The organism is Sinorhizobium sp. 22678, assembly GCF_052044265.1.
In the GTDB taxonomy this organism is placed as follows: Bacteria; Pseudomonadota; Alphaproteobacteria; order Rhizobiales; family Rhizobiaceae; genus Sinorhizobium; species Sinorhizobium meliloti_A.
This window is the reverse complement of record NZ_JBQEMS010000001.1, coordinates 314003-339226: the sequence shown is the minus strand read 5'-3', so window position 1 is coordinate 339226 and position 25224 is coordinate 314003. Positions and strand designations below refer to the sequence as shown.

Below are 25224 nucleotides of genomic sequence, written 5' to 3'. Positions count from 1 at the left end.
GAGCATTTCAATGTTTCATGGAAACCTTGAAATGCTCTAACCGATTGATCCAACGCACTTCCGGACGGAGAACCGTTACACTTTCCTGGAAGCGCTCTCACCTCTCTCGAGGAAGCGAGGGACCGCGGCGAGGCTGCCGCGGGCCGCCTCGCCGGACCGGCGGCAGAAGGTCGCCGGCAGGGGCGCGTAAAATTCAGCCGTGATTGATCATGATGTGACGGACGGCGGTGTAGTCCTCCAGCGCATAGACCGACATGTCCTTGCCATAGCCCGACTGCTTGATGCCGCCATGCGGCATTTCGTTGGTCAGCATGAAATGGGTGTTGATCCAGGTGCAGCCATATTGCAGGCGGGATGCCGCTCGCATCGCCTTGCTGATGTCCTTCGTCCAGACCGAGGAGGCGAGGCCATAATCGCTGTCGTTCGCCCAGGCCACGGCATCGTCCTTTCCGGTGAAGCGCGTGACGGAGACGACCGGGCCGAAGACTTCGCGGCGGACGATCTCGTCCTCCTGAGTGGCGCCCGCGACGACCGTCGGTTGGAAGAAGAAGCCTTGCTCGCTGCCCGTGCCGCCGCCGGTGGTGATCTCGATGTGCTTCTGATCGGCGGCCCTTTCGACGAAGCTTGCCACGCGGTCGCGCTGGCGCCTGGAGATCAGCGGACCGATCTCGTTTTCCGTGTCGTCGTCGAGATTGTAGCGGATGGTCGAGACGGCCGATGTGAGGTCGGCGACGAGTTTCTCGTAGATTCCGGCTTCGGCATAGATGCGGCAGGCGGCGGTGCAGTCCTGTCCGGCATTGTAGTAGCCGAAGGTGCGGATGCCGTTGACCACCGCCTCGAGGTCGGCGTCGTCATAGACGATGACCGGCGCCTTGCCGCCGAGCTCGAGATGGGTGCGCTTCACCGTCTTGGCGGCGGCCGCGAGCACCTTCTTGCCGGTGGCGATGTCGCCGGTGATCGATACCATGCCGACCTTCGGATGGTTGATCAGCGCATTGCCGACGGTTTCGCCGCGGCCGGTGATGACGTTGACGACGCCTTCGGGGAGAATGTCGGCGAGGAGCCGCGCGAGCTTCAGCGCCGTCAGCGGCGTCTGCTCGGATGGCTTGAAGACGACGGTGTTGCCGCCGCCGATTGCCGGCGCCAGCTTCCAGGCCATCATCATCAGGGGATAGTTCCACGGCGCGATCGAGCCGACGACCCCGATCGGGTCGCGGCGGATCATCGACGTATGGCCCGGCAGATACTCGCCCGCCGTCGGCGCATGCAGATTGCGCACCGCGCCGGCGAAGAAGCGCCAGCAGTCGATGATTGCGGGCAACTCGTCGTTCTTCACCGCATTGATCGGCTTGCCGCAGTTCAGCGCCTCCAGCGCGGCGAATTCGTCGGCTTCTTTCTCGATGGCATCGGCGACCTTCAAGAGGGCGTTGGAGCGTTCGGCCGGCGTCGTCTGCGACCAGCCGACGAAGGCGCGCTCGGCAGCGTCGACGGCGGCGTCGATCTGCGCGTGGGAGGCCTCGGCGAGGTCGATGATCCCGGCGCCCGTCCTCGGATTGAGAATGTGTTCCTCGGCCTCGGTTCCGGCTTCGAAGCGCGATCCGATCAAGAGCTGGGTGTCCATGTCTGTTCTCCCTTCAAGTGCGAAATGTCATTTGCCGGCGCCGGCGATCTGGTCGCCGTCGCGGGTCAGGTAATACGCGCCGAGGATCGGCAGGAAGGTGGCCATCACGACGACCATGGCGACGACGTTGGTCACCGGGCGCTGACGCGGGCGGATCAGCTCTTCGAGCATCCAGATCGGCAGGGTCGATTGCTGCCCGGCCGTGAAGGTCGTCACGATCACCTCGTCGAAGGAAAGCGCGAAGGCGAGCATGCCGCCGGCGAGCAGGGCCGTGCCGATGTTCGGCAGGATCACGTAGCGGAAGGTCTGGAAACCGTCGGCGCCGAGATCCATGGAAGCCTCGATCAGCGAGCCGGAAATCCGGCGGAAACGGGCGACCGCATTGTTGTAGACGACGACGATGCAGAAGGTCGCGTGGCCGAGCACGATGGTCCAGAAGGAGAAGGGAATGTCGGCCATGGAGAAGGCCGAACGCAGCGCAATGCCGGTGATGATGCCGGGAAGCGCGATCGGCAGGATAACGAGGAGCGAGATCGTCTCGCGGCCGAAGAAGCGGGTCTGGCTGACGGCCGCGGCGCAGAGGGTGCCGAGGACGAGGGCGACCGCCGTCGCGATCGAGGCGACCTTGACGGAGAGCGTCAGCGCCGCCCAGACATCCGGCCGGTTCCAGGCGACGGCGAACCATTGCGTGGTGAGCCCCGGCGGCGGAAACTGGTAGCTCTTTTCCTCGGTGGTGAAAGCGTAGAGAAAAATCAGCAGGATCGGCAGATGCAGGAAGGCGAGCCCGGCGGCGGCAGCGATCTTCAGACCCAATGGAGCGGAGTTCGCCTTCTCAGAGCGCATCGAAGGCCCCCATGCGTTTGGCCATCCAGAGATAGGCGCCCATGATGACGATCGGCACGACCGTGAAGGCGGCCGCGAGCGGAATGTTTCCGGCGGTGCCCTGCTGCGCGTAGACGGCCTGACCGATGAAGAGCCGCGACGAGCCGACGATCTGCGGAATGATGTAGTCGCCGAGCGTCAGCGAGAAGGTGAAGATCGATCCGGCGACGATGCCCGGCAGCGCGAGCGGAAAGAGCACATGGCGGAAGGTCTGGGCGGGCGTTCCGCCGAGGTCCGACGAGGCTTCGACCAGATTGGCCGGCACGCGCTCGAGCGCCGCCTGGATAGGCAGGATCATGAACGGCATCCAGACATAGACGAAGACGATGAAGGTGCCCGTATAGCTGACCGACAGCGAGTTGCCGCCGACCACCGGAAGAGATAACCAGGCATCGATCAGCCAGAGAAGGTTCAGCTTTGCGAAGAACCAGGTCAGGATGCCTTCCTTGGCGAGGATCAGCTTCCAGGCATAGATCTTGACGAGATAGCTCGACCAGAGCGGCAGCATGACGGCGAGATAGAAGAGCGCCTTCCATTTCCCGCGCGCGTAGCGGGCGGCGTAATAGGCGATCGGAAAGGCAATGAGCGCCGAAACGAGCGTCACCAGAGCGGCCATCGAGACGGTGCGGATGATGATGTCGAGATTGGCTTCGCTCAAGAGCTGACGATAGGTCGCAAGCGTGAACTCGTAATTTATGAGCCCGGAGAAGTCGTCGATAGAGAAGAAGCTCTGCAGGAGCAGCGCGAAGAGCGAACCGAGATAGACGATCCCGAGCCACAGAAGCGGCGGTGCGAGAAAGATCGCCAGCAGCACATGCGGGTGCCGCCAGAAAAAATCCGAAAGGCGGCCGGCCGGGCTGGGGCGCTGCGGAAGAATGATGCTTTCGGCGACGATTGTCATGCGTCCTCCATCGGGTGGAGGTCGTGCGCGGCGAAGCTGATCGTGACCGGACTGCCGACGGCGGGAACGCGACGCGCCGCCGGGCTCGCCACGGCGATGCGGGCACCTTCGACGTCGATCACGATGCGGTTGGTGGCGCCGAGGAAGCTCTGCGAAGCGACGGTGCCGGAAAGGCTCAGCGCTCCGTCGCTCGGCGGCGCGATGGCAACGGCCTCCGGGCGGAGGCTCGCGAAGGAAGCCTTCAGTCCCAATCTGCGGCAGAGGTCCTCGGAAAGCACGTTGGAGGAGCCGACGAAATCGGCGACGAAACGGGTCTGCGGGCGATTGTAGACTTCTTCCGGGCTTCCGAGCTGCTGAATACGGCCCTCGTTGAACACGGCGATCCGGTCGGCCATCGACAGGGCTTCGCCCTGATCATGGGTGACGAAGACGAAGGTGATGCCGAGGGACTTCTGCAGCGTCTTCAATTCCTCCTGCATCTGTTCGCGAAGCTTCAGATCGAGCGCGCCCAACGGCTCGTCGAGAAGCAGAACCTTGGGCTTGTTGACGAGCGCGCGGGCGAGCGCCACGCGCTGGCGCTGGCCGCCGGAAAGCTGTCCGGGCCGGCGCGTGCCGTAGCCCGGAAGCTTCACCATGGCGAGCGCATCCTCGGCCGCCCTGCGGCGCTCCTCACGTCCGACGCCCTTGACCATCAGGCCATAGGCGACGTTGTCGAGAATGGAGAGATGCGGGAAGAGGGCGTAGTCCTGGAAGACGGTATTGACGCTTCGCCGGTACGGCGGCACGCCTTCGGTAGTCTCGCCGAAGATCTCGATATGGCCTCCGGTCGGCTGCTCGAAGCCTGCCATCAGCCTCAGGCAGGTGGTTTTGCCAGAGCCCGACGGACCGAGCATCGCGAAGAACTCGCCCTCGGCGATCGCAAGGTTCACGCGATCGACGGCACGGACGGCGCCGAAATAGCGGGAAACATTGTCGAAGAGGACGGCGGTCATAGGAATGCTCCAGGTAATTGTTGCCCCTCATCCGCCTGCTGGCACCTTCTCCCCGCTTGCGGGGAGAAGGGACTCGCGGCCGGTGCCTCGCCTGTATTTCGGGGCGAGGGCTTTGCGGAGGCGTTCCCTCTTCCCGCGAGCGGGAGACGGCCAGGATGAGGGGCGACGCTTGCGACGCTGTTGAGACCGGCTTACCGCCCGCCGATGACGCCGATATAGTCGGAGACCCAGCGATGATAGGGCACGCATTCGCCCTGGCTTTCACATTTCGTCACGGGCGTCTTCCAGAACTTGACCTTCTCGAAGTCGTCATAGCCGTTGGTCTTGCAACCCTCGTCGGTCAGAAGATCGTTGCCCTTGCAGGCGGCACCGACCGAGGGATTGGCGCCGAACCAGGCGGATACATCGCCCTGGACCTTCGGCGAGAGCGAATGCTCCATCCACATATAGGCACAGTTCGGATGCTCGCTGTCGGCATGCAGCATGGTCGTATCGGCCCAGCCCGTCACGCCTTCTTCCGGGATGACGGAAGCGATCGGCTGCTTCTCCGCTTGCATCAGGTTGACCTGGAAGGGCCAGGAGCCGGAGGCGACGACGCCCTCGTTCTTGAAGTCGTCGATCTGGATCATCGCGTCGTGCCAGTAGCGGCCGACGAGGGTGCGCTGGGTGCGCAACAGATCGAGTGCGGCCTTGTACTGATCTTCGTTGAGCTCGTAAGGATCCTTGATGCCGAGATCGGGCTTGTGCGCCATCAGGTAGTTGGCGGCGTCCGCGACATGGATCGGGCCGTCATAGGCCTGGACGCGGCCCTTGTTGGACTTGCCGTCGGGCAGCGTCATCTCCTCGAAGACGACTTTCCAGCTCTTCGGCGGCTGATCCTTGAAGGCTTCGGTGTTGTACATCAGCACGTTCGGGCCCCAGACATAGGGGGTGCCGTAATGGACGCCGTTGGCGGTGTGCCACGGGGCGTTCTGCATGCGTTCGTCGATCGTTTTCCAGCTGGGGATGAGATCTGTATTGATCGGCTGGACGCGCTTTCCAGCCACGAGGCGCAGCGATGCGTCTCCGGAGGCTGTCACCAGGTCGAAACCGCCTTCGTTCATCAGCGCGACCATTTCGTCGGAGGTCGCCGCCGTCTTGACGCTGACCTTGCAACCCGTCTTCTTCTCGAAATCGGTGACCCAGTCGTAGTTCTTGTCGGTCTCGCCGCGCTCGATATAGCCCGCCCAGGCGACGATCGAGAGCGCACCTTCGCCCTGACCGAGCTCTTTCAGCGGCTCCTGCGCCAGCGCGGGGGCGGCGAGGCCCAGCGACAGGGTAAGTGCCGTGCAGGATTTCAGGATCTGCTTCATCGGAAGTCTCCCCAGTTTCATGCCGTTAGCGGCTTTGTTCCCGGATCGAAGCGTGCCTTGGTTTCTCCGTATTCGCAAATTCATTAATCAGAACGCCGATATCGGGATTTCCGATATCGCGGTTCATCGCGGGCGGGCGCTGCGCAGCGCTTCGGCCACGCCGACGAAATCGCGCGCGGACTGGGGCAGGCTCGAACCCTTGCGCCAGACCATGCCGACCTGCACGACCGGCAGCGCCCCGGAAACGTCGCGGCTTTCGATCCGGTCGCCTTCGAGCGACCACGGTCGGTAGACGAGATCAGGCAAAAGCGCGATGCCGGCACCGGTCGCGACCAGGCTTCTGACCGCCTCCACGGAGCGGGTGCGGAAGGCGACATGCGGACGCGCGCCGAGCGCCGTCAGGAGTTTGCCGGTATTCTCCTCGATCTCGTCCACCGTCAACATGATCAGCGGTTCTCTTGCGATATCCTCGACCGAGATGATGTCGGCGCTGACGAGCGGGTGGCCGATCGGCAGCCACAGTCGGTAAGGGGAGGTTTCCAGGATTTCCGCCTGCAGCGCCATGCGGTCGCGCAGGTTCGAAATGACCATCACGGCGACGTCGAGCTCGCCGCCGATCAGGAGGTGCTCGAGATAGGAGCCGTTGTCCTCGATGGCGCTCACCTCGATGCCGGGGCAGGCGCGGCGGTAGCGGGCAAGCAGGTCGGAGAGCACGTAGCCGGCGACGAGGGACGTGACCCCGAGATTGAGCTTGCCGCCGCGTTCCTCGCGGCTGTCGGAGAAGCTGCGCCGCGCATCGGAGACATCGGCGAGGATCTTGGTCGCGTGGCGCAGAAACTGATGCCCGTTATGGGTGATCGCAAGGCCGCGGGGGTGCCGGTCGAAGAGCTCGACCCCGAGATCGGTTTCGAGCTCCTTGATTGCCTCGGTGATCGATGATTGAGAGATGGAGAGGTTCTGCGCCGCGCGGGTGACCGAGCCCTGCTCGGCGACGGCGACGAAATATTGCAACTGCCGGAGTGTGAATGCCATGTGCGAATTAACACCGTGCGCCGCAGGGAACGCAAGCACGGCGTGAACTGCGGCAGGGGTGACGCATTTCGTCGTGCACGCCGGAGCGACGCTGTTAAGGTGCGGTGAGGGGGTAACGGGATGGATTCGAAAACGACAAAGCCGATGCCGACAGAAGCGGGGATTCGCGCCTTTCACCAACGTTGCGAGGCGTTCTATCCCGCCGACGCGGTCAATGCCTCCGTCGAGCAGCAACGGCAATGGTACGATGCACTCTGCGCCGAATTCGACGCGCCGTCTCCCGAAGGGCTGACCCGGCGGGACGAGCGGCTGGCGGGACGAATTCCGGTGCGGTACTACCGTCCAGCGGAGGTCGCGAGCGAGACGCGCGTTCTCTATATCCATGGCGGCGGCTTCGTTGTCGGCTCGCTTGAGAGCCATGATGCGATCTGCGCCGAGCTTGCCCATGGTGCACGGGTCGAGCTGGTGTCGGTAGACTATCGCCTTGCCCCCGAACATCTATGGCCCGCAGCCCTCGAAGACTGCTATGACGTGCTCGAAGCGCTTCTTGCCGATGGGCGTCCGCTCGTCGTCGCCGGCGACAGCGCCGGCGGCAACCTGTCAGCCGGAATCGTACTGAAAGCGAAGGCTGAGGGGCTCGCCGGCATCGTCGGCCAGGTTCTGATCTATCCCGGCCTCGGCGGCGATCTGACGCGCGGCTCCTATATCGAGATGGCCGAGGCGCCGCTGCTTTCCACCGCCGACGTCGACTATTACCGCGAGGTGCTGAAAGCGCCGGCGGATGAGCCGTTTGCGCACCCGCTGAAGGCCGCGGACCTGTCCGGGCTTCCCCCCGCCTATATCACTGGAGCGCATTTCGATCCGCTGCGGGATGATGCGCGCGCCTATGCAGCCCGGCTCGCCCAGGCCGGCGTGGACGTCACCTACCAGGAAGAGCCGCAGATGGTGCATTCCTGGCTTCGAGCGCGCCACATGAGCCCCGGTGCGCGGGACGGCTTCGTCCGTCTCGTGCAAGCTGTGGCACGATTGACCGGCACGGCTTGAGTCGGCGATGAGCGGCGAGACCGATCTCCAGCGGCTGCTGGCAGAAATGGAGCCGGTGCTACATGACGGCGAATATGTCTATTGCACGGTTGAAAGTCGTGCTGCGGCCTGGTTCGCGCTTGAGCCGATCGGAACCTTTCGCGAAAATGAGGGGATGACGCTCATCCTCGAGCAGGCTCGTGCCGAGACGGCGGGACTTTCCTATGGGCCGGTTTTGCGGCTGATTACGCTGGGCGTCCATTCCGCACTCGAAGCCGTAGGGCTGACGGCGGCGGTTTCCGGCGCACTGACGCAGGCGGGCATCAGCGCCAATGTGGTGGCGGCCTATTACCACGACCACATTTTCGTGCCCGCGGCAGACGCAGAAAGAGCCGTCCAAGTGTTGCGGGCGCTCAGCCACGGAAACGCGAGCACCCGATGAAATTGTCCCGGCCCCGCCCGACAGGTCGCGAGTAGCGGGACGAGGGGCAGTCGCGCCGAGCCTCACATGAAATCCCGCCGGATCCGCTTCTCGAAGCTCTTCTCGAAGATCTTCGTCTCTCCCTCGAAAGCCTCGACCCTGGCGGAGGTGATCCACTCGCTTTCCGTACAGCCGAGGCGGGAGGTCGAGACGGTCTTCAGCGATTGCTGCCCACGCCGCGCAATACACGTCCAGGTCGAAGCGCCCGTCATCGAGTGTGGATCGTCCGGCGCGATCGTCCAGGTTTCTTCGCGGATGTCCTGCGTCGCATTGCCCGTGCCGGGATGCTCGACGAGGCCGGTATTCTCGTAGATCCGATAATGCGTCAGGCCCTTGGTCATGTCGCGTTCGACGGTGCGGCGCGTTTCGGACGGCGAATGCTCAATATAGTGCGGCAACGGGTCGGGATTGGCCGGCTGCGGCACGACGATCTCGCGGTGGTTGCCGAGAAGCGGCAGGGAAAGCGAGACGCTGGCCGTATCGATCGTGACGCCCGGATCGGTCGGCGACGGCAGGATGATCGGCCAATAGGAGGTCGACAGCGACAGGCGTATGCGGTGACCGGCGCGGAAGCGATAGCCGCAGGCATCGAGCACCAGCGTGACGCGCGTCTTGCGGTTCTTCTCCATTGGCACCGGCTGCGCATTGCCGTTGCGGTGCGCCAGGTTGAGGACGCCGAAGGCGACGCGGGTTGCCGTTCCGTCCGGATGGACATCGACGATACGCGCGACGAGATTGGCCGTTTCGGCACTGCAGGAAAGCTCGAGGTCGAGCACCGGCTGGCCGAGATAGTCCTCCGCCTCGAGCAGCGGGCGCGTGTCGAAAGTGAGCGAGCCCGCATCGTCGATGCGCTGGTCGCCGGGCATCTCGGCGTCGGGCTTGAGCGTGAAATACTCACCGGCAGCGGTGCCGGTATCGAGCGGCGAACGCAGGTAAACATCGCCGATCCCGCGCCTGGACGGGGAACCGGCCGCCAGGCCTCCCTCGCTCGAAACCGCGAAGGTCCGCATTTCCGGCGTGCTCCAGACATCCTTGGCGATCCAGCGGCCCGGGTCTTCATTTCGCCTGACCGCAGGCCTCGGGCCGTCGAGGATATAGGCGCGCATCTGCGGCAATTGCTCGGCATCGTTCTTTTCGTCGCGAAGCCAGCGGTTCCACCAGCGGATCGCCTCTCCGAGGAAGTCTGCCCGCGGCTTCGGCCAGGCGAAATGCGGATATTTGTGGACCCAGGGGCCGATGAGCGCCTTGGCCTTGCCGCCGAGCCCCTCGACCGCCTTGATGGGCGTGTTGCGGTAGCCGTCCGCCCATCCGGCGATCACCAGCGCCGGGATCGGAAAGCCGTCGAAATTCTCCGAGATCGAGCCATGCCGCCAGAAATCGTCGCGGCGCTGGTGCTCCAGCCATTCCTCCAGGAAGAATGGCTCGTTCTCGAGGCGCTCCAGCCACATCTCCCGCCAGCGCTCGCCGACGAGTTCCGGATCGGGCGATCGAGACTGGTAGGCGAGCATGGTTGCCGCCCAGGAGAGTTGAGCCGAGAGATGGCAGCCGTTCTTGTAGTGGATGTCGTCATTGTAGCGGTCGACGGTCGAGGCGATCGAGATCACCGCCTTGAGAGCCGGGGGCTTGAGTGCCGCCACCTGCAGACAGTTGAAGCCGCCCCAGGAGATGCCCATCATCCCGACCTTGCCGTTCGACCAGGGCTGTGCCGCAATCCATTCGATGATCTCGCAGCCGTCGGAGAGTTCACGCGGCGTATATTCGCCGTCGATCACGCCCTCGGACTCGCCCGAGCCGCGGATGTCGACGCGAACGCCGGCAATCCCGGCGGCCGCGAAGGCAGGGTAGGTGGATTCGTCGCGTGCACAGGTTCCGTCGCGCTTGCGGTAGGGCAGGTATTCCAGGACGGCCGGCACCGGCTTCTGCTCGGTGCCCTCGGGCATCCAGATGCGCGCGGCGAGCCGGATCCCGTCCTTCAGGGTTATCCATTCGTTTTCGATCACGGTGAAATTGCGCTCGACCATGTTGGCTGCCTCCGATCGGTGCGTGACTGTTGAGACGCGAGGCGCAGGCGGAAAACCACCTGCGCCTGCTCATTGCACTTTAGCTGTCGAACCAGACGCGGCTTCCGACGTAGCCGTTGGAAAGGTCGTTGCCGATGTCGTGCACGAAGCCTTTCAGCGAAGTGGAGGCGGCGTTCACATAATCATTGAAGACGGGCAGGATGAGACCGCCTTCGTCCCGGACCATGAGGGCCATGGTGTGGTAGAGCTCCTTGCGCTTGGCTTCGTCAAGTTCGGAGCGCGCCTGCAGGAGCAGCTTGTCGAAGTCCTGCCGCTTGAACCGCGTGTCGTTCCATTCCGCACTCGACAGATAGGACGTGGAATAGCGGGAATCCTGCGTCGGGCGGCCGCCCCAGTAGGAAGCGCAGAACGGCTGGACGTTCCAGACATTGGTCCAGTAGCCGTCTTCCGGCTCCCGGCGTACTTCGATTTCGATCCCGGCCTTGCGGGCGCTTTCCTGGAAGAGGACGGAAGCATCGACCGCACCCGGGAAGGCGGCATCGGAGGTGCGCAGCAGGATCGGCCGGTCGTGGCCGGACTTCTTGTAATGGAAGGCGGCCTTGTCGGGGTCGTAGGCGCGCTGCTCGATGCCTTCAGGTGCCAGCGCGTAGTTTTCGTTGACCGGATAATCGTTGCCGAGCGTGCCGTAGCCGCCGAGCACACGGTCGAGAATAGCCTGCCGATCTATGGCATATTTCAGCGCGAGCCTCAGGTCGTTGTTGTCGAAGGGGGCCGTGTCGCAATGCATGAGGAAGCTGTAGAAGCCCTTGCCCGAGGTCTGCAGGATCTCGACGCGGGGCGCACGCTTCAGCAGCGGCACGGTCTTCGGATCGACGCCGTTGATGAAATGCACCTGCCCGGATGAAAGCGCCGCAATGCGGGCCGTGTTGTCGTTCATGACGATGATCTCGACGCTGTCGACATAGCCGCGGTCCGAACGCCAGTCGGCGGTGTTCTTCTCGAAGGTTGCCCGAATGCCGGCCTCGTAGCTTGCCAGCTTGTAGGGGCCGGTGCCGATCGGCGAGGCGGGGTTGTCGACGCCGCCGCCGGGCTGGATGATGAGATGATAGTCGGTCAACAGGAGGGGCAGGTCCGCATTGCCTTCCGTCAGCGTCAGGACGAGGTCGCCGGCTTTTTCCTCGATCGTCTTGACGGACCGCATCAGCCCGAGCGCTCCCGACTTGGAGCCTTCGTCGGAATGCCGCTTCAACGTTGCGATCACGTCTGCGACGGTGAGTTTCTTGCCGTCGTGGAAAGCGATGTCGTTCCGAATCTTGAACGTCCAGACCGAAGCATCCGCCGACGACTCCCAGGAGGAGGCGATCGCAGGCAGCGGAGCGCCGGTCTCGGGATGGGACTCGACCAGCGTGTCGCCCCAGAGATGGCCGATCACGAAAGATACCGAACCGCTATAGGTTGCCGGATCGAGCGAATCGGTCGTCGCTCCACCGTCGAGGCCGAGCTTCAGGTGGCCGCCGCGTTTGGGCTCCTGCGCCCGTGCCTCGCCCAAGCCGATGGAGCTCCCGATGCCGGCGGCGAGGCCGAGCGCTGCCGTGCCTGCGAGGAAGCCGCGCCGGTTGATGCCGGCCGGTACGATGAGGCCGTCGGGACGCTTCGTGAAGTCGGTCATTTCCAGTTCCCCTTGTGTGTTTTGTTCGAGAGAAACCTAACGCCTGCCGGGCTCCAGACAATTTCGCGACTTGACGCGATTTTTCGCTAGTTTACGCTGACTGAAATTCGAGGGGTGGAGCACTTGCAGCCGGACGACACATTCGTAACAAACCTGCGTTTTGCCTGTGCAACGCGGCGATCGATCTCCCAGATCTGCCGCGAGATCGGCATCAACCGGCAACAGTTCAACCGCTACATCAACGGCGAGGCGCACCCCTCGGCGCACAACGTGCAACGGATTGCCGCGTTCTTCGGACTTGCGGCCGAGGATTTTTCGCTCTCACCCAAGCTGTTCGAGGCGCGCATGACCCGCCCCGAGCGGCACCGGCTGGAAGCGGGGCAACTTCTCGAAGGGTTCCCGGGCGATGCCGCAGCCCTTCGCCACCATTTCGGCTACTACCAGACCTATCACCTTTCGCTCTCCTGGCCCGGCTTCGTGGTCTGTTCCTGCGCGCATATCTATGAGGAAGGCGGCTCGATCCGGGTGAAATCGATCGAGCGCATTCGCGATAAGGCGAACGAAATCGAACAGTTCTCGAAATATGTCGGCCTTGTCACCTTCTGGCGAAACCGCATCTTCATAGCCGAGCGCACCGTGGGGCAGGCGTCGATGCTGGCGCAGACGATCCTGATGCCCTTCGAGGTGCACCAGCGAGTCTATCTGCGCGGCACCACGATGGGGGTCTCGTGGCGCAAGGAGAACCTGCCCTACGCCTCGCGGATGATCTGGCGGCATATAGGGCTGGATCCGGACAAACGCCAGATGCTTTCGCGCTGCGGGCTGCTTCCTTTCGGGTCGCGGCATCTGCCTTCTGCGGTCCGGCGCTTCCTGGAGACGCCGGAGGCCGAAGTGCTGACCATTCCCGCAGAATACTGACGAGTGCGCGTGGCGGCCGCCACGCGCATTCAATTGCCGGCGCTCTCCATCCGTCGCGTCTGCAGGACCTTTTCCAGCCAGCCGATTTCCATTTCGGGAACCGACTTCAAAAGCAGATCGGTATAGTCGTCGAAGGGCGGCGAAAGGACCTTAGACTTCGGACCGAAGCGCACCAGCCGGCCGCGATGCATTACGGCGACGCTATCGGCGATTGCCCGGACGATCGCGATGTCATGGGTGATGAAGACGTAGGAAACGGCGGTTTCCTCCTGCAGCTTCAGAAGCAGGTTCAGAATGCCCTCCGCCACCAGCGGATCGAGCGCCGAGGTCGGCTCGTCGCAAAGGATGAGTTCCGGTTGGGCGGCAAGCGCCCGGGCGATCGCGACGCGCTGCTTCTGTCCGCCGGAAAGCTCGGCCGGATAACGATCGAGGAAGCGCGTCCCCATTTCGATCTGGTCGAGCAATTCCTTCACCCGCTCGGTCTTCTTGGCGCCATGCATTCCGAAGTAGAAGGAGAGCGGCCGGCCGACGATGTCGCGCACCGTCTGGCGCGGATTCATCGCCGTATCGGCCATCTGATAGATCATTTGGATCCGCCGAAGCTCGTCGTTAGTTCGCCCCTTCAAGGCTTTCGGCAGTTCCTTTCCTTCGAAGGTGATGCGCCCTTCGCTCGGCGGCAGCAGGCCGGTGATGACGCGTGCGAGCGTCGACTTGCCCGATCCGGACTCCCCGACGACTGCAAGCGTCTGTCCCTTAGGCAGATGCATCGAGACGTCGTGCAGCACCTTGAAGCCGTTGGCATAGCCGGCATGCACATGTTCGATCTTGAGAAGCGCGCCGGTCTGGTCCGGGGCCTCGACGCGTTTTTCCTGGCGGACGCTGACGAGGGCGCGGGTGTATTCTTCCCTCGGGGCCTCGATCACCTGCTTCGTGGTACCGTATTCCACGGTCTTGCCGTGACGCAGCACCATGATGTCGTCGGAGATCTGGGCGACGACTGCAAGATCGTGGGTGATGTAGAGGGCCGCCGTGTCGGTCTCTTCGATCGCGTGCTTGATGGCCGCGAGCACGTCGATCTGGGTCGTCACGTCGAGCGCCGTGGTCGGCTCGTCGAAGACGATCAGTTCCGGATTGGGGCAGAGTGCCATGGCGGTCATGGCGCGTTGCAACTGCCCGCCCGACACCTGGTGGGGATAGCGGTCGCCGAAGGTCTCCGGATTGGGAAGGCCGAGGACCTCGAAAAGATAGAGCGCGCGCCTGTTCGCCTCTTCACGGCTCATGACGCCGTGACGGACCGACGCCTCGATCACCTGATCGCCGAGCTTGTGCGCCGGGTTGAAGGCGGCTGCGGCGGACTGCGCGACGTAGCAGACATTGCGCCCGCGAACCGCGTTGATGCCGCTGCGGCCGAGCTTCAGGATGTCGCGGCCGTTGAGCAGCACCTCACCGCCGGTGATTCTCACGCCGCCGCGGCCATAGGCGAGCGCCGAAAGGCCGATGGTCGACTTGCCGGCACCGGACTCGCCGATGAGACCGAGCACCTTGCCTTTTTCGAGATCGAAGGAAACGCCCTCGACCAGCGTCACCACCTTCGGCGGTTCGCCCGGCGGATAGCTCGTCGCTTCGATCTTCAGGTTCTTGACGGAAAGCAGCTCAGGCATCGCCGCGGCCTCCTTTCAGGCTCGAGGTGCGCTTCATCAGCCAGTCGACGACGAGATTGACGCAGATGGCGAGGGCGGCGATCGCTCCGCCCGGGATGAGCGCGGCCGATATGCCGAAGATGATGCCATCCTTGTTGTCCTTGACCATGCCGCCCCAGTCGGCCGCCGGCGGCTGGATGCCAAGGCCGAGGAAGGAGAGGGTGGAGAGGAACAGGATCGAGAAGGCGAAGCGCAGACCGAACTCGGCGAGCAGCGGCGACAGCGTGTTCGGCAGGATTTCCCGGAAGATGATCCAGACATTGCCTTCGCCGCGTAACCGCGCAGCCTCGACGAATTCCATCACCGCGACATCGAGGGCGACGGCCCGGCCGATGCGGAAGACGCGCGTCGAGTCGAGCACGGCCATGACGAGGACCAGGATCCACAGATGCTGCGGCAGCACCGCGAGAACGACGAGTGCGAAGATCAGCGTCGGCACCGCCATCATCAGATCGTTGAAGCGGGAGAAGAACTGATCGACGAAGCCGCCGGTGACGGCTGCGGTGAAGCTCAGGATCATGCCGAGAGCGAAGGAGAGCACGGTTGCCGCCAACGCCACGAAGATGGTCGTGCGGGCACCGTAGATCAGGCGCGAGAGCAGGTCGCGGCCAAGATTGTCCGTGCCGAGCAGGAAATCGCCGCCGGCCGGGAGCCAGATCTCGCCGACCACTTCCCGCTCGCCGAAGGGCGCGAGAACGGGCGCGAAGAGAGCGCACAGAAGCGCGATCGCGATGCCGATGATGCCTACCCAGGCACTGAGTGGAATGGATTTCAGGTTCATCGCGGGTGCCTCAGTCTCGGATTGGCGAGAATGGCGAGAATGTCGGCCGCCATGTTGAGGAAGATGTAGAAGGCCGCAAAGATCAGCCCGCACGCCTGCACGACGGGCATGTCGCGCACCGTCACGGCATCCACCATATATTGCCCCATGCCGGGATAAACGAAGACGACCTCGACCACGACGACGCCGACGACCAGATAGGCAAGGTTCAGCGCTATGACGTTGATCACTGGGGCCACGGCATTGGGGGCGGCGTGCCGCGCGATGATGCGGAACGTGCCGAGCCCCTTGAGTTCGGCGGTTTCCACGTAGGCGGACGACATGACGTTGAGGATGGCCGCGCGCGTCATGCGCATCATATGGGCGAGGACCACGAGCACGAGGGTCGCGACCGGAAGTGCGATCGCCGAAAGGCGGTCCATGAAGCCCATGCTGGCGTAGACGGTGGCCGGGAAGGTGGCGACCCCCCATTTGACGGCGAAGAACATGATCAGCAGATAGCCGATGAAGAACTCCGGCAGCGAGATCGCCGCAAGCGATATCACGTTGATGATCTTGTCAGGCAGGCGGTTGCGGAATTGCACCGCGAGCATCCCTAGCCCCACGGCCAGCGGTACGGAGACGAGCGCCGCGAAGAAAGCGAGGAAGAGCGAGTTGCCGAGGCGGTTGCCGATCTGCTCGCTGACGGAATTCCTGCTCGCCCAGGACGTGCCGAAATCACCCTGCACGGCGCCGCCGAGCCAGCTGAGATAGCGTTCGCTCCAGGGACGGTCGAGCCCGAGATCCTTGCGGATGTTCTCGACGGCCTGCGGCGTCGCCGACTGGCCGAGATAGGTGGTGGCGAAATCGCCGGGCAACGCCTCGATGCCGCCGAAGATCATCAGCGACACGGCGAAGAGCAGGCCGACGCTCAGTCCCAGGCGCTGAAGGATCAGCGCCGCGAGAGGACGGCGAAAGGCGAAGCGCCGCCAGAACGTGCCGCCGAGCTCGTCGGCGGCCGGGTCGGGTTTGGCTGGGACACCGGAAAGATCGGGGGACCGCAGGGCTGTCTCGCCTGCGGTCGCATCCGTCACGACCGGACCCGTGATCGGTCCGCTTTCCATCATCAGGCGTCCAGCCATACCCTGGTCGCGACATAGCCGTTCGACATGTCGTTGCCGATGTCGTGGACGTAGCCCTTCACCGTTTTGCCGGCCGCGTTCACGAAGTCGTTGAACATCGGCAGGATCAGGCCGCCTTCGTCGCGCACCATCATCGCCATGGTGCGGTACATGTCCTTGCGCTTCGCTTCGTCCAGCTCGGAACGTGCTTCGAGCAGGATCTTGTCGAAATCCGGACGCTTGAAGCGGGTATCGTTCCAGTCGGCTGTCGAGAGATAGGCGGTGGAGTACATCTGATCCTGGGTCGGACGCCCGCCCCAATAGGATGTCGAGAAGGGTTGGACGTTCCAGACGTTGGACCAATAGCCGTCGCCCGGCTCGCGCTTGACCTCGATCTCGATGCCCGCCTTCTTGGCGCTCGCCTGGTAGAGGACGGCGGCATCGACCGCGCCCGGGAAAGCGACGTCCGAGGTGCGCAGCAGCACCGGACCACTATGGCCGGACTTCTTGTAGTGGAATGCCGCCTTGTCCGGATCGTAGGCGCGTTGCTCGATACCTTCGGGGAAGAGCGCATAGGTGTCGTTGATCGGGAAGTCGTTGCCGACCTTGCCGTAGCCGCCAAGAATGCGCTGTACCAGCGTCTCGCGGTCCATCGCGTATTTCAGCGCCATGCGAAGGTCGTTGTTGTCGAACGGCGCCGTGTTGCAATGCATGATGAAGACGTAATGTCCTCGGCCCGACGTGTTGAGGATTTCGACGGTCGGCGCCTTCTTCAACAGGTTGACCGTCTTCGGGTCGACGCGGTTGATGAAGTGGACCTGGCCCGAGGACAGCGCCGCAATGCGCGCCGTCGCGTCGTTCATCGCGATCAGTTCGACGGAATCGACGTAGCCGCGGTCGGTGCGCCAGTCGTCGGCGTTCCTTTCGAATGTGGCCCGCACGCCCGGCTCGAAGCTTGCGACCTTATAGGGGCCGGTCCCGATCATCGCGTCGGGATTGTCCGTGCCGCCGTTCGGCTGGATGATGAGGTGATAATCGGTCAGCAGCAGCGGCAGGTCCGCATTGCCCTCCGTCAGCGTCAAGACGAGCTTGTCGCCGTCGGCCTTGATTTCCTTGATTGATTTCATCACGCCGAGCGCGCCGGACTCGGACTTTTCGTCCGTGTGTCGCTGCAGGGTCTTGATGACGTCGTCGATCGTCAGTTCCTTGCCGTCGTGGAATTTGACGCCCTTGCGGATCGTGAAGGTCCAGGTGGCGGCGTCGGCGGAGGGTTCCCAGGATTCTGCAAGCGCCGGCACCGGTTCGCCGGTCGTCGGGTGGCTCTCGACGAGCATGTCGCCCCAGTTCCGGCCGACCACGAACATGAATTGCGACAGCGCCTTTGCGGGATCCCGCGAATCGGTGGCGGCTGCCCCTTCGAGGCCGAGCTTCAGGTGACCGCCGCGCTTCGGCTCCTGCGCCGCGGCGCTGGACGCGAAGAGCGTATTCGCCGTAGACACGGCAATGCCGAGGGCGGCAGCGCGTCCGAGAAATTCACGCCGGTTCATTTTGCCGAGCATGACCTGACGTGCCAAATAGTCTTTGTAATCGCTCATTCCCCTGTTCCCTTCTTCAGCCGGCATTCGCCGTTCGTTGTGATTGGTAGAGTGTTCGCGTATTTGCCATCGGTCGAGATGGCCGGAGGTGGTTTGCAGTCCACCGGGATCGTCTCTATCCTGACCTCCTTGTCGTCTCTTTGCGCGTTATCCGCGTTGTTCATCCATAAGGCTAAACGCTTGGACGTGGCTTGTAACGTCCTAAATTATAAATCTTTTCCATAAGCATGTCTTATGGAAAGACTGCTCAGCCGCACGCGCCGGTGCTCGCGGCGCGTCACGCTGAAGGCCGGCATCCTCCGGCTTCCACTCTGTCCGCGGCCGAAGAGGCCGCTTATCTCAGCGTCCCTTCCAGACCGGGTCGCGCTTCTCCGCAAAGGCGCGGGCGCCCTCGAGCTGGTCCTCGCTCGAATAGAGGACATCGACTGTCCTGAACTGGCGACGGGTGACCTTGTTCATGGTCGTCTGGAAGTCCCGGCCCTCGGCATCGCGGACCACTTCCTTGATTGCGGCATAGACGAGCGGCGGGCCGCTTTCAAGCAGGCGCGCCAGTTCCCAGGCCCGATCCATCAGCCGTCCGGCCGGCAGGATCTCGTTGACGAAGCCCCAGCGGTTCGCTTCGACCACGTCGAGCCAGCGGCCGGTGAGCAGCATGTCCATGGCGATATGGTAGGGGATTCGCTTCGGCAGCTTGATCGAAGCGGCATCGGCGAGCGTGCCCGAGCGGATTTCGGGGAGTGCGAAACTCGCATGTTCGGCTGCGAGGATGATGTCGGTCGAAAGCGCGATCTCCAGGCCGCCACCGCAACAAATGCCGTTGACGGCCGCGATGACGGGCTTGTTGAGGTCGCGCAGTTCCTGCATCCCGCCGAAACCGCCGACGCCGTAGTCTCCATCGACTGGATCGCCTTCCGCGGCCGCCTTCAGATCCCAGCCGGGGCAGAAGAATTTCTCGCCGGCGCCGGTGACGATCGCGACCCTGAGCTCCGGGTCGTCCCGGAAATCGCGGAAGATTTCGCCCATGACGCGGCTGGTCTTCAGGTCGATGGCGTTGGCCTTCGGCCGGTCGATCGTGACTTCGAGAATGCCGCCTTCGCGGCGCGTAAGGATCGGTCCGGTCATGGGCGTCATTTCCTCCGGCGGATCAGGGCGTCGGCGGCAACGGCTCCGTGGCCGTCCGGCAGCACCATTATAGGATTGATATCGAGTTCTTCGAGTTTGGAAGCGTTTGCAACGACATAGGATGCCGCGGCAGCGACAGTTCCTGTCAAGGCGGCGATATCGCCCTTGGGATTGCCGCGATAGCCGTCGAGCAGCTTGGCGATCTTCAGGCCCGCAATCGCATCGCGGATCATCTCTTTGGTGACCGGCAGCGTGAGGATCGCGGAATCCTCCAGCAATTCGACGAGAATTCCGCCCGCGCCGATCGTCAGCACCGGACCTGCGACCGCGTCGCGCATCGCCCCGACGATCAGCTCCGCCACAGGCCTGGCGATCATCTTCTCGACGAGGTAACCGGAGGCGACCGCAGCCATGCCTCGCGCCGCCGTGATGACCTCCTGACGGCTTGTCAGATTGACCTTGACCGCACCGGCTTCGGTCTTGTGCGCCACGCCCAGGCCCTTGAGGACCACGGGGAAGCCGAGGGCCTGGGCCGCCGCTGCGGCTTCCTCGACTGTCGCGGCGCTCCTGCCACCGGGAACGATGACGCCCGCTGCCGCGAGCTCAGCCTTCGCTTCGGCTTCGCTCAGGGTGACGATCTCGCCTCCCTCAGTACGCGAGCGGAGGAGGGGAGGTGCTGCGGGCTTTGACCATATCGCTCCGATCGCAGCGGCGGTCTCGATGGCGGCGAGCGCCTCGTCGATGCCGAAGAAGGGCACGACGCCCGCCGACACCAGCGAGAGAGCGGTTTCCTCGGGCATGTTCTCGCCGAGGCTCGCAACGATACCGGCGACCGCGCCGGTAGCCTTCGTCGCATCGATGATCGCCTCACAGGTCGTGACCCAGTCGGCCGCGTCGCATCGGTCGAGCCGCGGGAAATCGAGCACGATCAGGTTGAGGGCATAGCCGCCGCGCATCATCGCCGTGAAGGCGGCCGTCTGCTTCTCGCGATTTCCCCAGACGAAGGTGTGGTAGTCGAGCGGATTGGCGATCGTCACCATTTCGCCGAGGCTTTCGCGCAGCGGCTGGCGCTGTTCCTCCCTGAGTGCCCGGAAATTGACTTTGCGCCGGACGCCGGCATCCGCCATCAGCGATGCCTCGCCGCCCGAACAGCTCATCGAGGAGATATCGGCGCTGGGCAGCGGCCCATGAAGATGCAGCAGCTTCAGGGTTTCGAGCAACTCGGGCAGCGTATCGACGCGGCCGATGCCGAGGCGGGCGAGCAGGGCCGAGGAGACCCGGTCGTTGCCGGCTAGCGAGGCGGTATGGGAGACGGTTGCAAGCTGGGCTGCTTCCGATTTCCCGACCTTCAGCGTGACCACGGGTTTGCCCAGCTCGCGTGCGCGGGCGGCAAGCCTTTCCAAAGCCTCGATGCTGTCGAAGCCTTCGATATGGAGACCGACGGCGGTGACGCGCGGATCCTCGAGCACGGCGCAGGCGATGTCGGAAAGGCCCGTCTGCGCCTGGTTGCCGGCCGTCATGACATAGGCCAGCGGCAGCCCGCGCTTCTGCATGGAGATGTTGCAGGCGATGTTGGAAGATTGCGTGAGGATCGCGACGCCGCGTTCGACCCGAAGCATGCCGTGCTGGTCGGGCCAGAGCAGCGCGCCGTCCAGCATGTTGATGAAGCCGTAGCAGTTGGGCCCGACGATCGGCATGTCGCCGGCCGCCGCGACGAGCGCCTCCTGCAGGTCGTTGCCGTCGGCAAGCTCGTTTGCCGCCTCGCGGAAACCGGAGGCGTAGCAGACGGCACCCCCGGCGCCGCGCGCGGCGAGATCGCGGATGATCTCGATCGTGAGCGCGCGGTTGACCCCGACGAAGGAGGCATCCGGCGCCCCCGGCAGTTCGGACACCGAGCGGTAGCAGCGGCGGCCGAGGATTTCTTCTTCGCGCGGGTGGACCGGCCAGATGTCGCCGGCAAAGCCCATCTTGTCGCATTGTTCGATGACGCGGCGCGCCTCCTTGCCGCCGAAGACGGCGATGGAGCGTGGGCGGATGAGACGGTCGAGGGAGCGGGGAGTGGGGGTCATGCCGCGCCCCCGTGGAGTGCGCCGGGGAGATGCCCGGCAGGGCAGAGGGGGGTAATTTGCGGAAGCTCGCCCATCGCTCAAGCCCCCAGCGGCCGGAGCAGATCGCGGCTGATGATGTGTCGCTGGATCTCGGACGTCCCATCCCAGATACGCTCGACGCGGGCGTCGCGCCAGAAGCGGGCGAGCGGCAGGTCGTCCATGAGTCCCATGCCGCCATAGATCTGGATCGCCTCGTCTGTGACGCGGGCGAGCATTTCGGTGGCATAGACCTTGGCCGAAGCGATCTCGCGGTTGGACGGCAGGCCCTGGTCGAGCCGCCAGGCGGCCGAGAGTGTCAGAAGGTCGGCCGCGTCGATTTCGGTGATCATGTCGGCAAGCTTGAAGGAGACTCCCTGGTTGGCGCCGATCGGCTTGCCGAACTGCTTGCGCTCGGCCGCGTAGGAGAGTGCGTAATCGAAGGCGCGACGGGCGCGGCCGACGGAGGTGGCCGCCACGGTCAGGCGCGTGGCGTAGAGCCAGTCGTTGGCAATATCGAAGCCCTTATGGGCCTCGCCGAGGATCTGGGCGGAAGGCAGCCGGCAGTCGTCGAAAGTGAGGATGCAGTTCTTGTAGCCGCGATGCGAGACGGAATTGTAGCCTTCGCGGATTTCGAAGCCGGGGGTGCCGCGATCGACCAGGAAACAGGTGATCTTCTTCTTCGGTCCGCGCGGCGTCTGCTCCTCGCCGGTGGCGACGAAGACGATGACGAAATCGGCAATGTCGGCATGGCTGATGAAGTGCTTCGTCCCGTTGACGATCCAGTCGTCGCCGTCCTGCCGTGCGAAGCATTTCATGCCGCGCACGTCCGAGCCGGCATCCGGTTCGGTCATGGCGAGCGCGTCGAACTTGTCGCCGCGGACGGCTGGGAGCAGGTATCGCTCTCGCTGATCCTCGTTGCAGGCCATCAGGATGCCGGACGGCCGCCCGAAAAAGACGGTGAGGCCCATGGACCCGCGGCCGAGCTCGCGCTCGACCAGAGTGAAGGTCAGATGGTCGAGGCCGGCGCCGCCGACCTCTTCCGGGAAGTTGCAGGCGAAGAAGCCGAGTTCCTTGCATTTGCGGGCGATTTCCAGCCCGAGTTCGCGCGGCACCACTCCGGTCCGCTCGACCTCGTTCTCATGCGGATAGATCTCGGTCTCGACGAAGGTGCGGACCGTGTCGACGATCATCTGCTGTTCTTCGGTCAGTGCGAAATTCATTGTTCTCCCTCGTCAATTCTGGTCCGCGCGGCAGATCGCTCCTCAACGATCTGCTACGGGCTCTCGGGCGGTGCCCCTCTCCTCGGGTTAATCCGAGGACTATCCCTCTCCCCGTCGGGACGTCCTTGGGACGGGGAGAGGTGCCGGCAGGCGGATGAGGGGCTCTCATCCCGCCAGCATCGCCATCACCGTCTCTGCCCCACATGCCGTCCCGCGCCCCCGGGCGCGTCCAGCTTCGCATGACCTTCCGCGATCGGCTTCAGCTTGGCCATCACCTCCGCCGGTGCCGGCACGGACTTGCCGGCCTTGGCGTCGACATGCAGCATCATCTGTTCGGCGGTGGCGATGACGTCGCCCGACGCCGCATCGTGAATGCGCGTGAAGAAGTGAATGCGCTTCCCGTCCGACGAAAGAAGCTGCAGGGTCGTATAGAGCGCCTGTCCGAGCTTGGCTTCGCCGAGATGGCGGATGTGGGTCTCAACCGTGTAATAGCTGTGGCCGGCCTCGACATAGGCGAAGTCGACGCCGATCAACTTGAGCAGTGCGTCCGAGGTGTCGCCGAAGAGCTGTAAGTATCGATGCTCTGTCATGTGGCCGTTGTAGTCGACCCAGGCGGCGTTGACCCTGGTATCGACCAGACGCAGCGGCCCGGACGCGTCCACGCTCTTCGACGGACTGCCGCCCTTTTCCCAAAGCCGCTTCTCGAAATCGGCGAGCAGCTTGCCGGCACCCCAGCCTTTGCCGCCGTCGCCGGCCTTCAAGGCATGCATGATGCCGACGAGGTTTTCGTCGCGGATGCGTTCGAGTTCGCGGATGGAGCGACCGGCTGCCTGCGCGTCCGATTGTGCCCCGATCTTCTCGACAAGCGCGTCGTCGAGATCGACCACGTCGGTGAATTTCGTCCAGGGCCATTTGAGGCAGGGGCCGAACTGGGCGAGGAAATGGCGCATGCCCGCTTCGCCGCCGGCGATGCGGTAAGTCTCGAAGAGACCCATCTGTGCCCAGCGCATGCCGAAGGAATAGCGCATGACGTCGTCGAGCGTCTCGGTATCGCAGATGTCGTCCTGGATCAGCCAGAGTGCTTCGCGCCAGAGCGCCTCGAGCAGGCGGTCGCCGACGAAGGCCTCTATCTCCTTGGCGATGACGACGCCCTTCATGCCGATCTCGGCGACCGCTTCCTCGGCGCGCCCGATCGTTTCCGGCGAAGTCTTCTTGCCGCCGACGAGCTCCACCAGCGGCAGCAGGTAGACCGGGTTATAGGGATGGGCCACGAACATGCGTTCGGGGTGTTTCATCTCGGCCTGCAGGTCGGACGGGAGCAGACCCGAAGTGGAGGAGCCGATGAGGGCGTCGGGCCGCGCGGCCGCATCGATCTCGTTGATGACGCCGCGCTTCAACGGCAACCGTTCGGGCACGCTTTCCTGAATCCAGTCAACGTCCTCGACTGCTTCCTGAACGCTCTTGCAGAAGGTGAATTTGCCGCGCGGCGGAAGCGGCGCCATGGTCAGCATGCCATAGGCGCGTTCCGCGTTGGCCATGACCTCGCCGATGATGCGCTCGGCTTCCGGATGCGGGTCGAAGATGTTGACGTCTATTCCTGCAAGCGCAAAACGCGCAGCCCAGGCCCCGCCGATGACGCCGCCGCCGATACAGGCGGCCCTGGTGATTGTGGTCATTCCCCTCTCCATTCAAAATGTCGTAAGAGCCGCTCCCGATCCCTTCGGGACCGACCTCCCCACAAAGGGGAGGGACAGGTGGCGCCTGCCGCGGCAGGTTAAGTCCTCCCCTTGTGGGGAGGGTTGGGAGGGGTCTTGTTACCGCTTCGTCAGCTTCAGCTTCCTGCGGACCTCCTCCGGACCGATGATCTTCGCGCCCATGCTCTCGACGACGGAAACCGCTTTCTCCACGAGCTGGGCATTGGTCGCCAGCTGGCCCTTGCCGACATAGAGATTGTCTTCCAGGCCGACGCGGACGTTGCCGCCGGCAAGGATTGCGGCAGCGGGATAGGCCATGGCGTTGCGGCCGATCGAGAAGGCGGAAAAGGTCCAGTTCGAGGGAACGTTGTTGACCATGGCCATGAAGGTGTTGAGATCGTCCGGCGCGCCCCACGGAATGCCCATGCAGAGCTGGATCAGCACCGGATCCTCGATCAGGCCTTCTTCGGCGAGTTGCTTGGCGAACCACAAATGCCCGGTATCGAAAGCCTCGATCTCCGGACGCACGCCGAGTGCGGTCATCTGCCGTGCCATCTCGCGCAGCATCGACGGCGTATTGGTCATGACGTAATCGCCGAGCGAGAAATTCATGGTGCCGCAGTCGAGCGTGCAGATTTCCGGCAGGCATTCGGCGACATGCGCGACGCGTTCGGTGGCGCCGGCCATGTCCGTGCCCTTCTCGTTGACGGGGAAGGGGCTCTCGACGTTACCGAAGACGAGGTCTCCGCCCATGCCGGCGGTCAGATTGAGCACCACGTCGATGTCGGCGGAGCGGATGCGGTCGGTCACCTCCCTGTAGAGGTCGAGCCGCCGCGCAGGCGCGCCGGTGTCGGGATCGCGGACGTGACAGTGGACGACCGCGGCACCCGCCTTGGCGGCCTCGATCGCCGATTCGGCGATCTGTTTCGGCGTGACCGGAACGTGGCTGGATTTCGAGACGGTGTCTCCGGCGCCGGTGACGGCGCATGTGATGAACACCTCGCGGTTCATGCTGAGCGGCATTGATGTCCTC

The 25224-nt window shown here is 64.0% G+C and carries 20 protein-coding genes; 3 read left to right on the top strand and 17 right to left on the bottom strand.

The annotated features are described in order from the left end of the window. Nucleotides 1-193: 193 nt before the first annotated feature. The 6 genes from ACTJKL_RS01765 to ACTJKL_RS01740 all read right to left on the bottom strand — a co-directional run bounded on the left by ACTJKL_RS01765 (nt 194) and on the right by ACTJKL_RS01740 (nt 6780). Nucleotides 194-1621 carry a gamma-aminobutyraldehyde dehydrogenase gene (locus ACTJKL_RS01765; RefSeq protein ID WP_127711318.1) on the bottom strand — a complete coding sequence of 476 codons (1428 nt, stop codon included), beginning with the start codon at nt 1619-1621 and terminating at the stop codon, nt 194-196. A gap of 27 nt (nt 1622-1648) precedes the next feature. After that, complete coding sequence (locus ACTJKL_RS01760) at nt 1649-2464, bottom strand: ABC transporter permease (RefSeq protein ID WP_018095553.1); 816 nt, start codon at nt 2462-2464, stop codon at nt 1649-1651. Next, nucleotides 2454-3404: an ABC transporter permease gene (locus ACTJKL_RS01755; RefSeq protein ID WP_440852023.1), complete on the bottom strand. Its 951-nt coding sequence runs from the start codon at nt 3402-3404 to the stop codon at nt 2454-2456. Before ACTJKL_RS01755 ends, ACTJKL_RS01760 begins: the two co-directional genes overlap by 11 nt. Continuing rightward, the gene (locus tag ACTJKL_RS01750) at nt 3401-4396 is read right to left on the bottom strand and encodes an ABC transporter ATP-binding protein (RefSeq protein ID WP_440852022.1); all 996 of its coding nucleotides are present in this window, start codon (nt 4394-4396) and stop codon (nt 3401-3403) included. Before ACTJKL_RS01750 ends, ACTJKL_RS01755 begins: the two co-directional genes overlap by 4 nt. 191 nt (nt 4397-4587) lie before the next feature. Beyond that, the gene (locus ACTJKL_RS01745; protein ID WP_100671764.1) at nt 4588-5748 is read right to left on the bottom strand and encodes an ABC transporter substrate-binding protein; all 1161 of its coding nucleotides are present in this window, start codon (nt 5746-5748) and stop codon (nt 4588-4590) included. Nucleotides 5749-5871: 123 nt separating this feature from the next. Further along, nucleotides 5872-6780 carry a LysR family transcriptional regulator gene (locus ACTJKL_RS01740; RefSeq protein ID WP_018095549.1) on the bottom strand — a complete coding sequence of 303 codons (909 nt, stop codon included), beginning with the start codon at nt 6778-6780 and terminating at the stop codon, nt 5872-5874. Between the two features lie 120 nt (nt 6781-6900). On the opposite strand from ACTJKL_RS01740, the gene ACTJKL_RS01735 reads away from it, so the two are divergent. Both ACTJKL_RS01735 and ACTJKL_RS01730 read left to right on the top strand, forming a co-directional pair. After that, on the top strand, nt 6901-7824 hold the full coding sequence (locus ACTJKL_RS01735; protein ID WP_440852021.1) for an alpha/beta hydrolase: 924 nt from the start codon (nt 6901-6903) through the stop codon (nt 7822-7824). Between the two features lie 7 nt (nt 7825-7831). Next, entirely contained in the window at nt 7832-8245 is a 414-nt protein-coding gene (locus ACTJKL_RS01730; RefSeq protein ID WP_440852020.1) for an ACT domain-containing protein, read from the top strand. A 62-nt stretch (nt 8246-8307) separates the two neighbouring features. On the opposite strand, the gene ACTJKL_RS01725 is transcribed toward ACTJKL_RS01730, so the two are convergent. Continuing rightward, on the bottom strand, nt 8308-10305 hold the full coding sequence (locus tag ACTJKL_RS01725) for a CocE/NonD family hydrolase (protein ID WP_440852019.1): 1998 nt from the start codon (nt 10303-10305) through the stop codon (nt 8308-8310). A gap of 79 nt (nt 10306-10384) precedes the next feature. Next, nucleotides 10385-11974 carry an ABC transporter substrate-binding protein gene (locus tag ACTJKL_RS01720; RefSeq protein ID WP_440852018.1) on the bottom strand — a complete coding sequence of 530 codons (1590 nt, stop codon included), beginning with the start codon at nt 11972-11974 and terminating at the stop codon, nt 10385-10387. A gap of 123 nt (nt 11975-12097) precedes the next feature. On the opposite strand from ACTJKL_RS01720, the gene ACTJKL_RS01715 reads away from it, so the two are divergent. After that, nucleotides 12098-12892, top strand: coding sequence for a helix-turn-helix domain-containing protein (locus ACTJKL_RS01715; RefSeq protein ID WP_100671976.1), 795 nt, complete (start codon nt 12098-12100; stop codon nt 12890-12892). 29 nt (nt 12893-12921) lie between these two features. On the opposite strand, the gene ACTJKL_RS01710 is transcribed toward ACTJKL_RS01715, so the two are convergent. The 9 genes from ACTJKL_RS01710 to bcoG all read right to left on the bottom strand — a co-directional run bounded on the left by ACTJKL_RS01710 (nt 12922) and on the right by bcoG (nt 25214). Further along, the gene (locus ACTJKL_RS01710) at nt 12922-14553 is read right to left on the bottom strand and encodes an ABC transporter ATP-binding protein (protein ID WP_018095535.1); all 1632 of its coding nucleotides are present in this window, start codon (nt 14551-14553) and stop codon (nt 12922-12924) included. Next, nucleotides 14546-15373 carry an ABC transporter permease gene (locus ACTJKL_RS01705; RefSeq protein WP_018095534.1) on the bottom strand — a complete coding sequence of 276 codons (828 nt, stop codon included), beginning with the start codon at nt 15371-15373 and terminating at the stop codon, nt 14546-14548. The genes ACTJKL_RS01710 and ACTJKL_RS01705 overlap by 8 nt, the downstream gene beginning before the upstream one ends. Continuing rightward, nucleotides 15370-16494 (bottom strand): ABC transporter permease, encoded by a 1125-nt coding sequence (locus ACTJKL_RS01700; protein ID WP_440852017.1) that lies wholly within the window; start codon nt 16492-16494, stop codon nt 15370-15372. The genes ACTJKL_RS01705 and ACTJKL_RS01700 overlap by 4 nt, the downstream gene beginning before the upstream one ends. Continuing rightward, nucleotides 16479-18068, bottom strand: coding sequence for an ABC transporter substrate-binding protein (locus ACTJKL_RS01695; protein WP_018095532.1), 1590 nt, complete (start codon nt 18066-18068; stop codon nt 16479-16481). The genes ACTJKL_RS01700 and ACTJKL_RS01695 overlap by 16 nt, the downstream gene beginning before the upstream one ends. 339 nt (nt 18069-18407) lie before the next feature. Continuing rightward, nucleotides 18408-19190 (bottom strand): carnitinyl-CoA dehydratase, encoded by a 783-nt coding sequence (locus tag ACTJKL_RS01690; protein WP_275597607.1) that lies wholly within the window; start codon nt 19188-19190, stop codon nt 18408-18410. A 5-nt stretch (nt 19191-19195) separates the two neighbouring features. Further along, nucleotides 19196-21259 carry an acetate--CoA ligase family protein gene (locus ACTJKL_RS01685; protein ID WP_440852016.1) on the bottom strand — a complete coding sequence of 688 codons (2064 nt, stop codon included), beginning with the start codon at nt 21257-21259 and terminating at the stop codon, nt 19196-19198. Nucleotides 21260-21336: 77 nt separating this feature from the next. Continuing rightward, the gene (locus ACTJKL_RS01680) at nt 21337-22497 is read right to left on the bottom strand and encodes an acyl-CoA dehydrogenase family protein (protein ID WP_127711286.1); all 1161 of its coding nucleotides are present in this window, start codon (nt 22495-22497) and stop codon (nt 21337-21339) included. A 185-nt stretch (nt 22498-22682) separates the two neighbouring features. Continuing rightward, nucleotides 22683-24173, bottom strand: coding sequence for a carnitine 3-dehydrogenase (locus ACTJKL_RS01675; protein WP_440852015.1), 1491 nt, complete (start codon nt 24171-24173; stop codon nt 22683-22685). 138 nt (nt 24174-24311) lie between these two features. Then, nucleotides 24312-25214 carry a 3-dehydrocarnitine:acetyl-CoA trimethylamine transferase BcoG gene (gene bcoG, locus ACTJKL_RS01670; RefSeq protein ID WP_018095527.1) on the bottom strand — a complete coding sequence of 301 codons (903 nt, stop codon included), beginning with the start codon at nt 25212-25214 and terminating at the stop codon, nt 24312-24314. Nucleotides 25215-25224 lie beyond the last annotated feature (10 nt).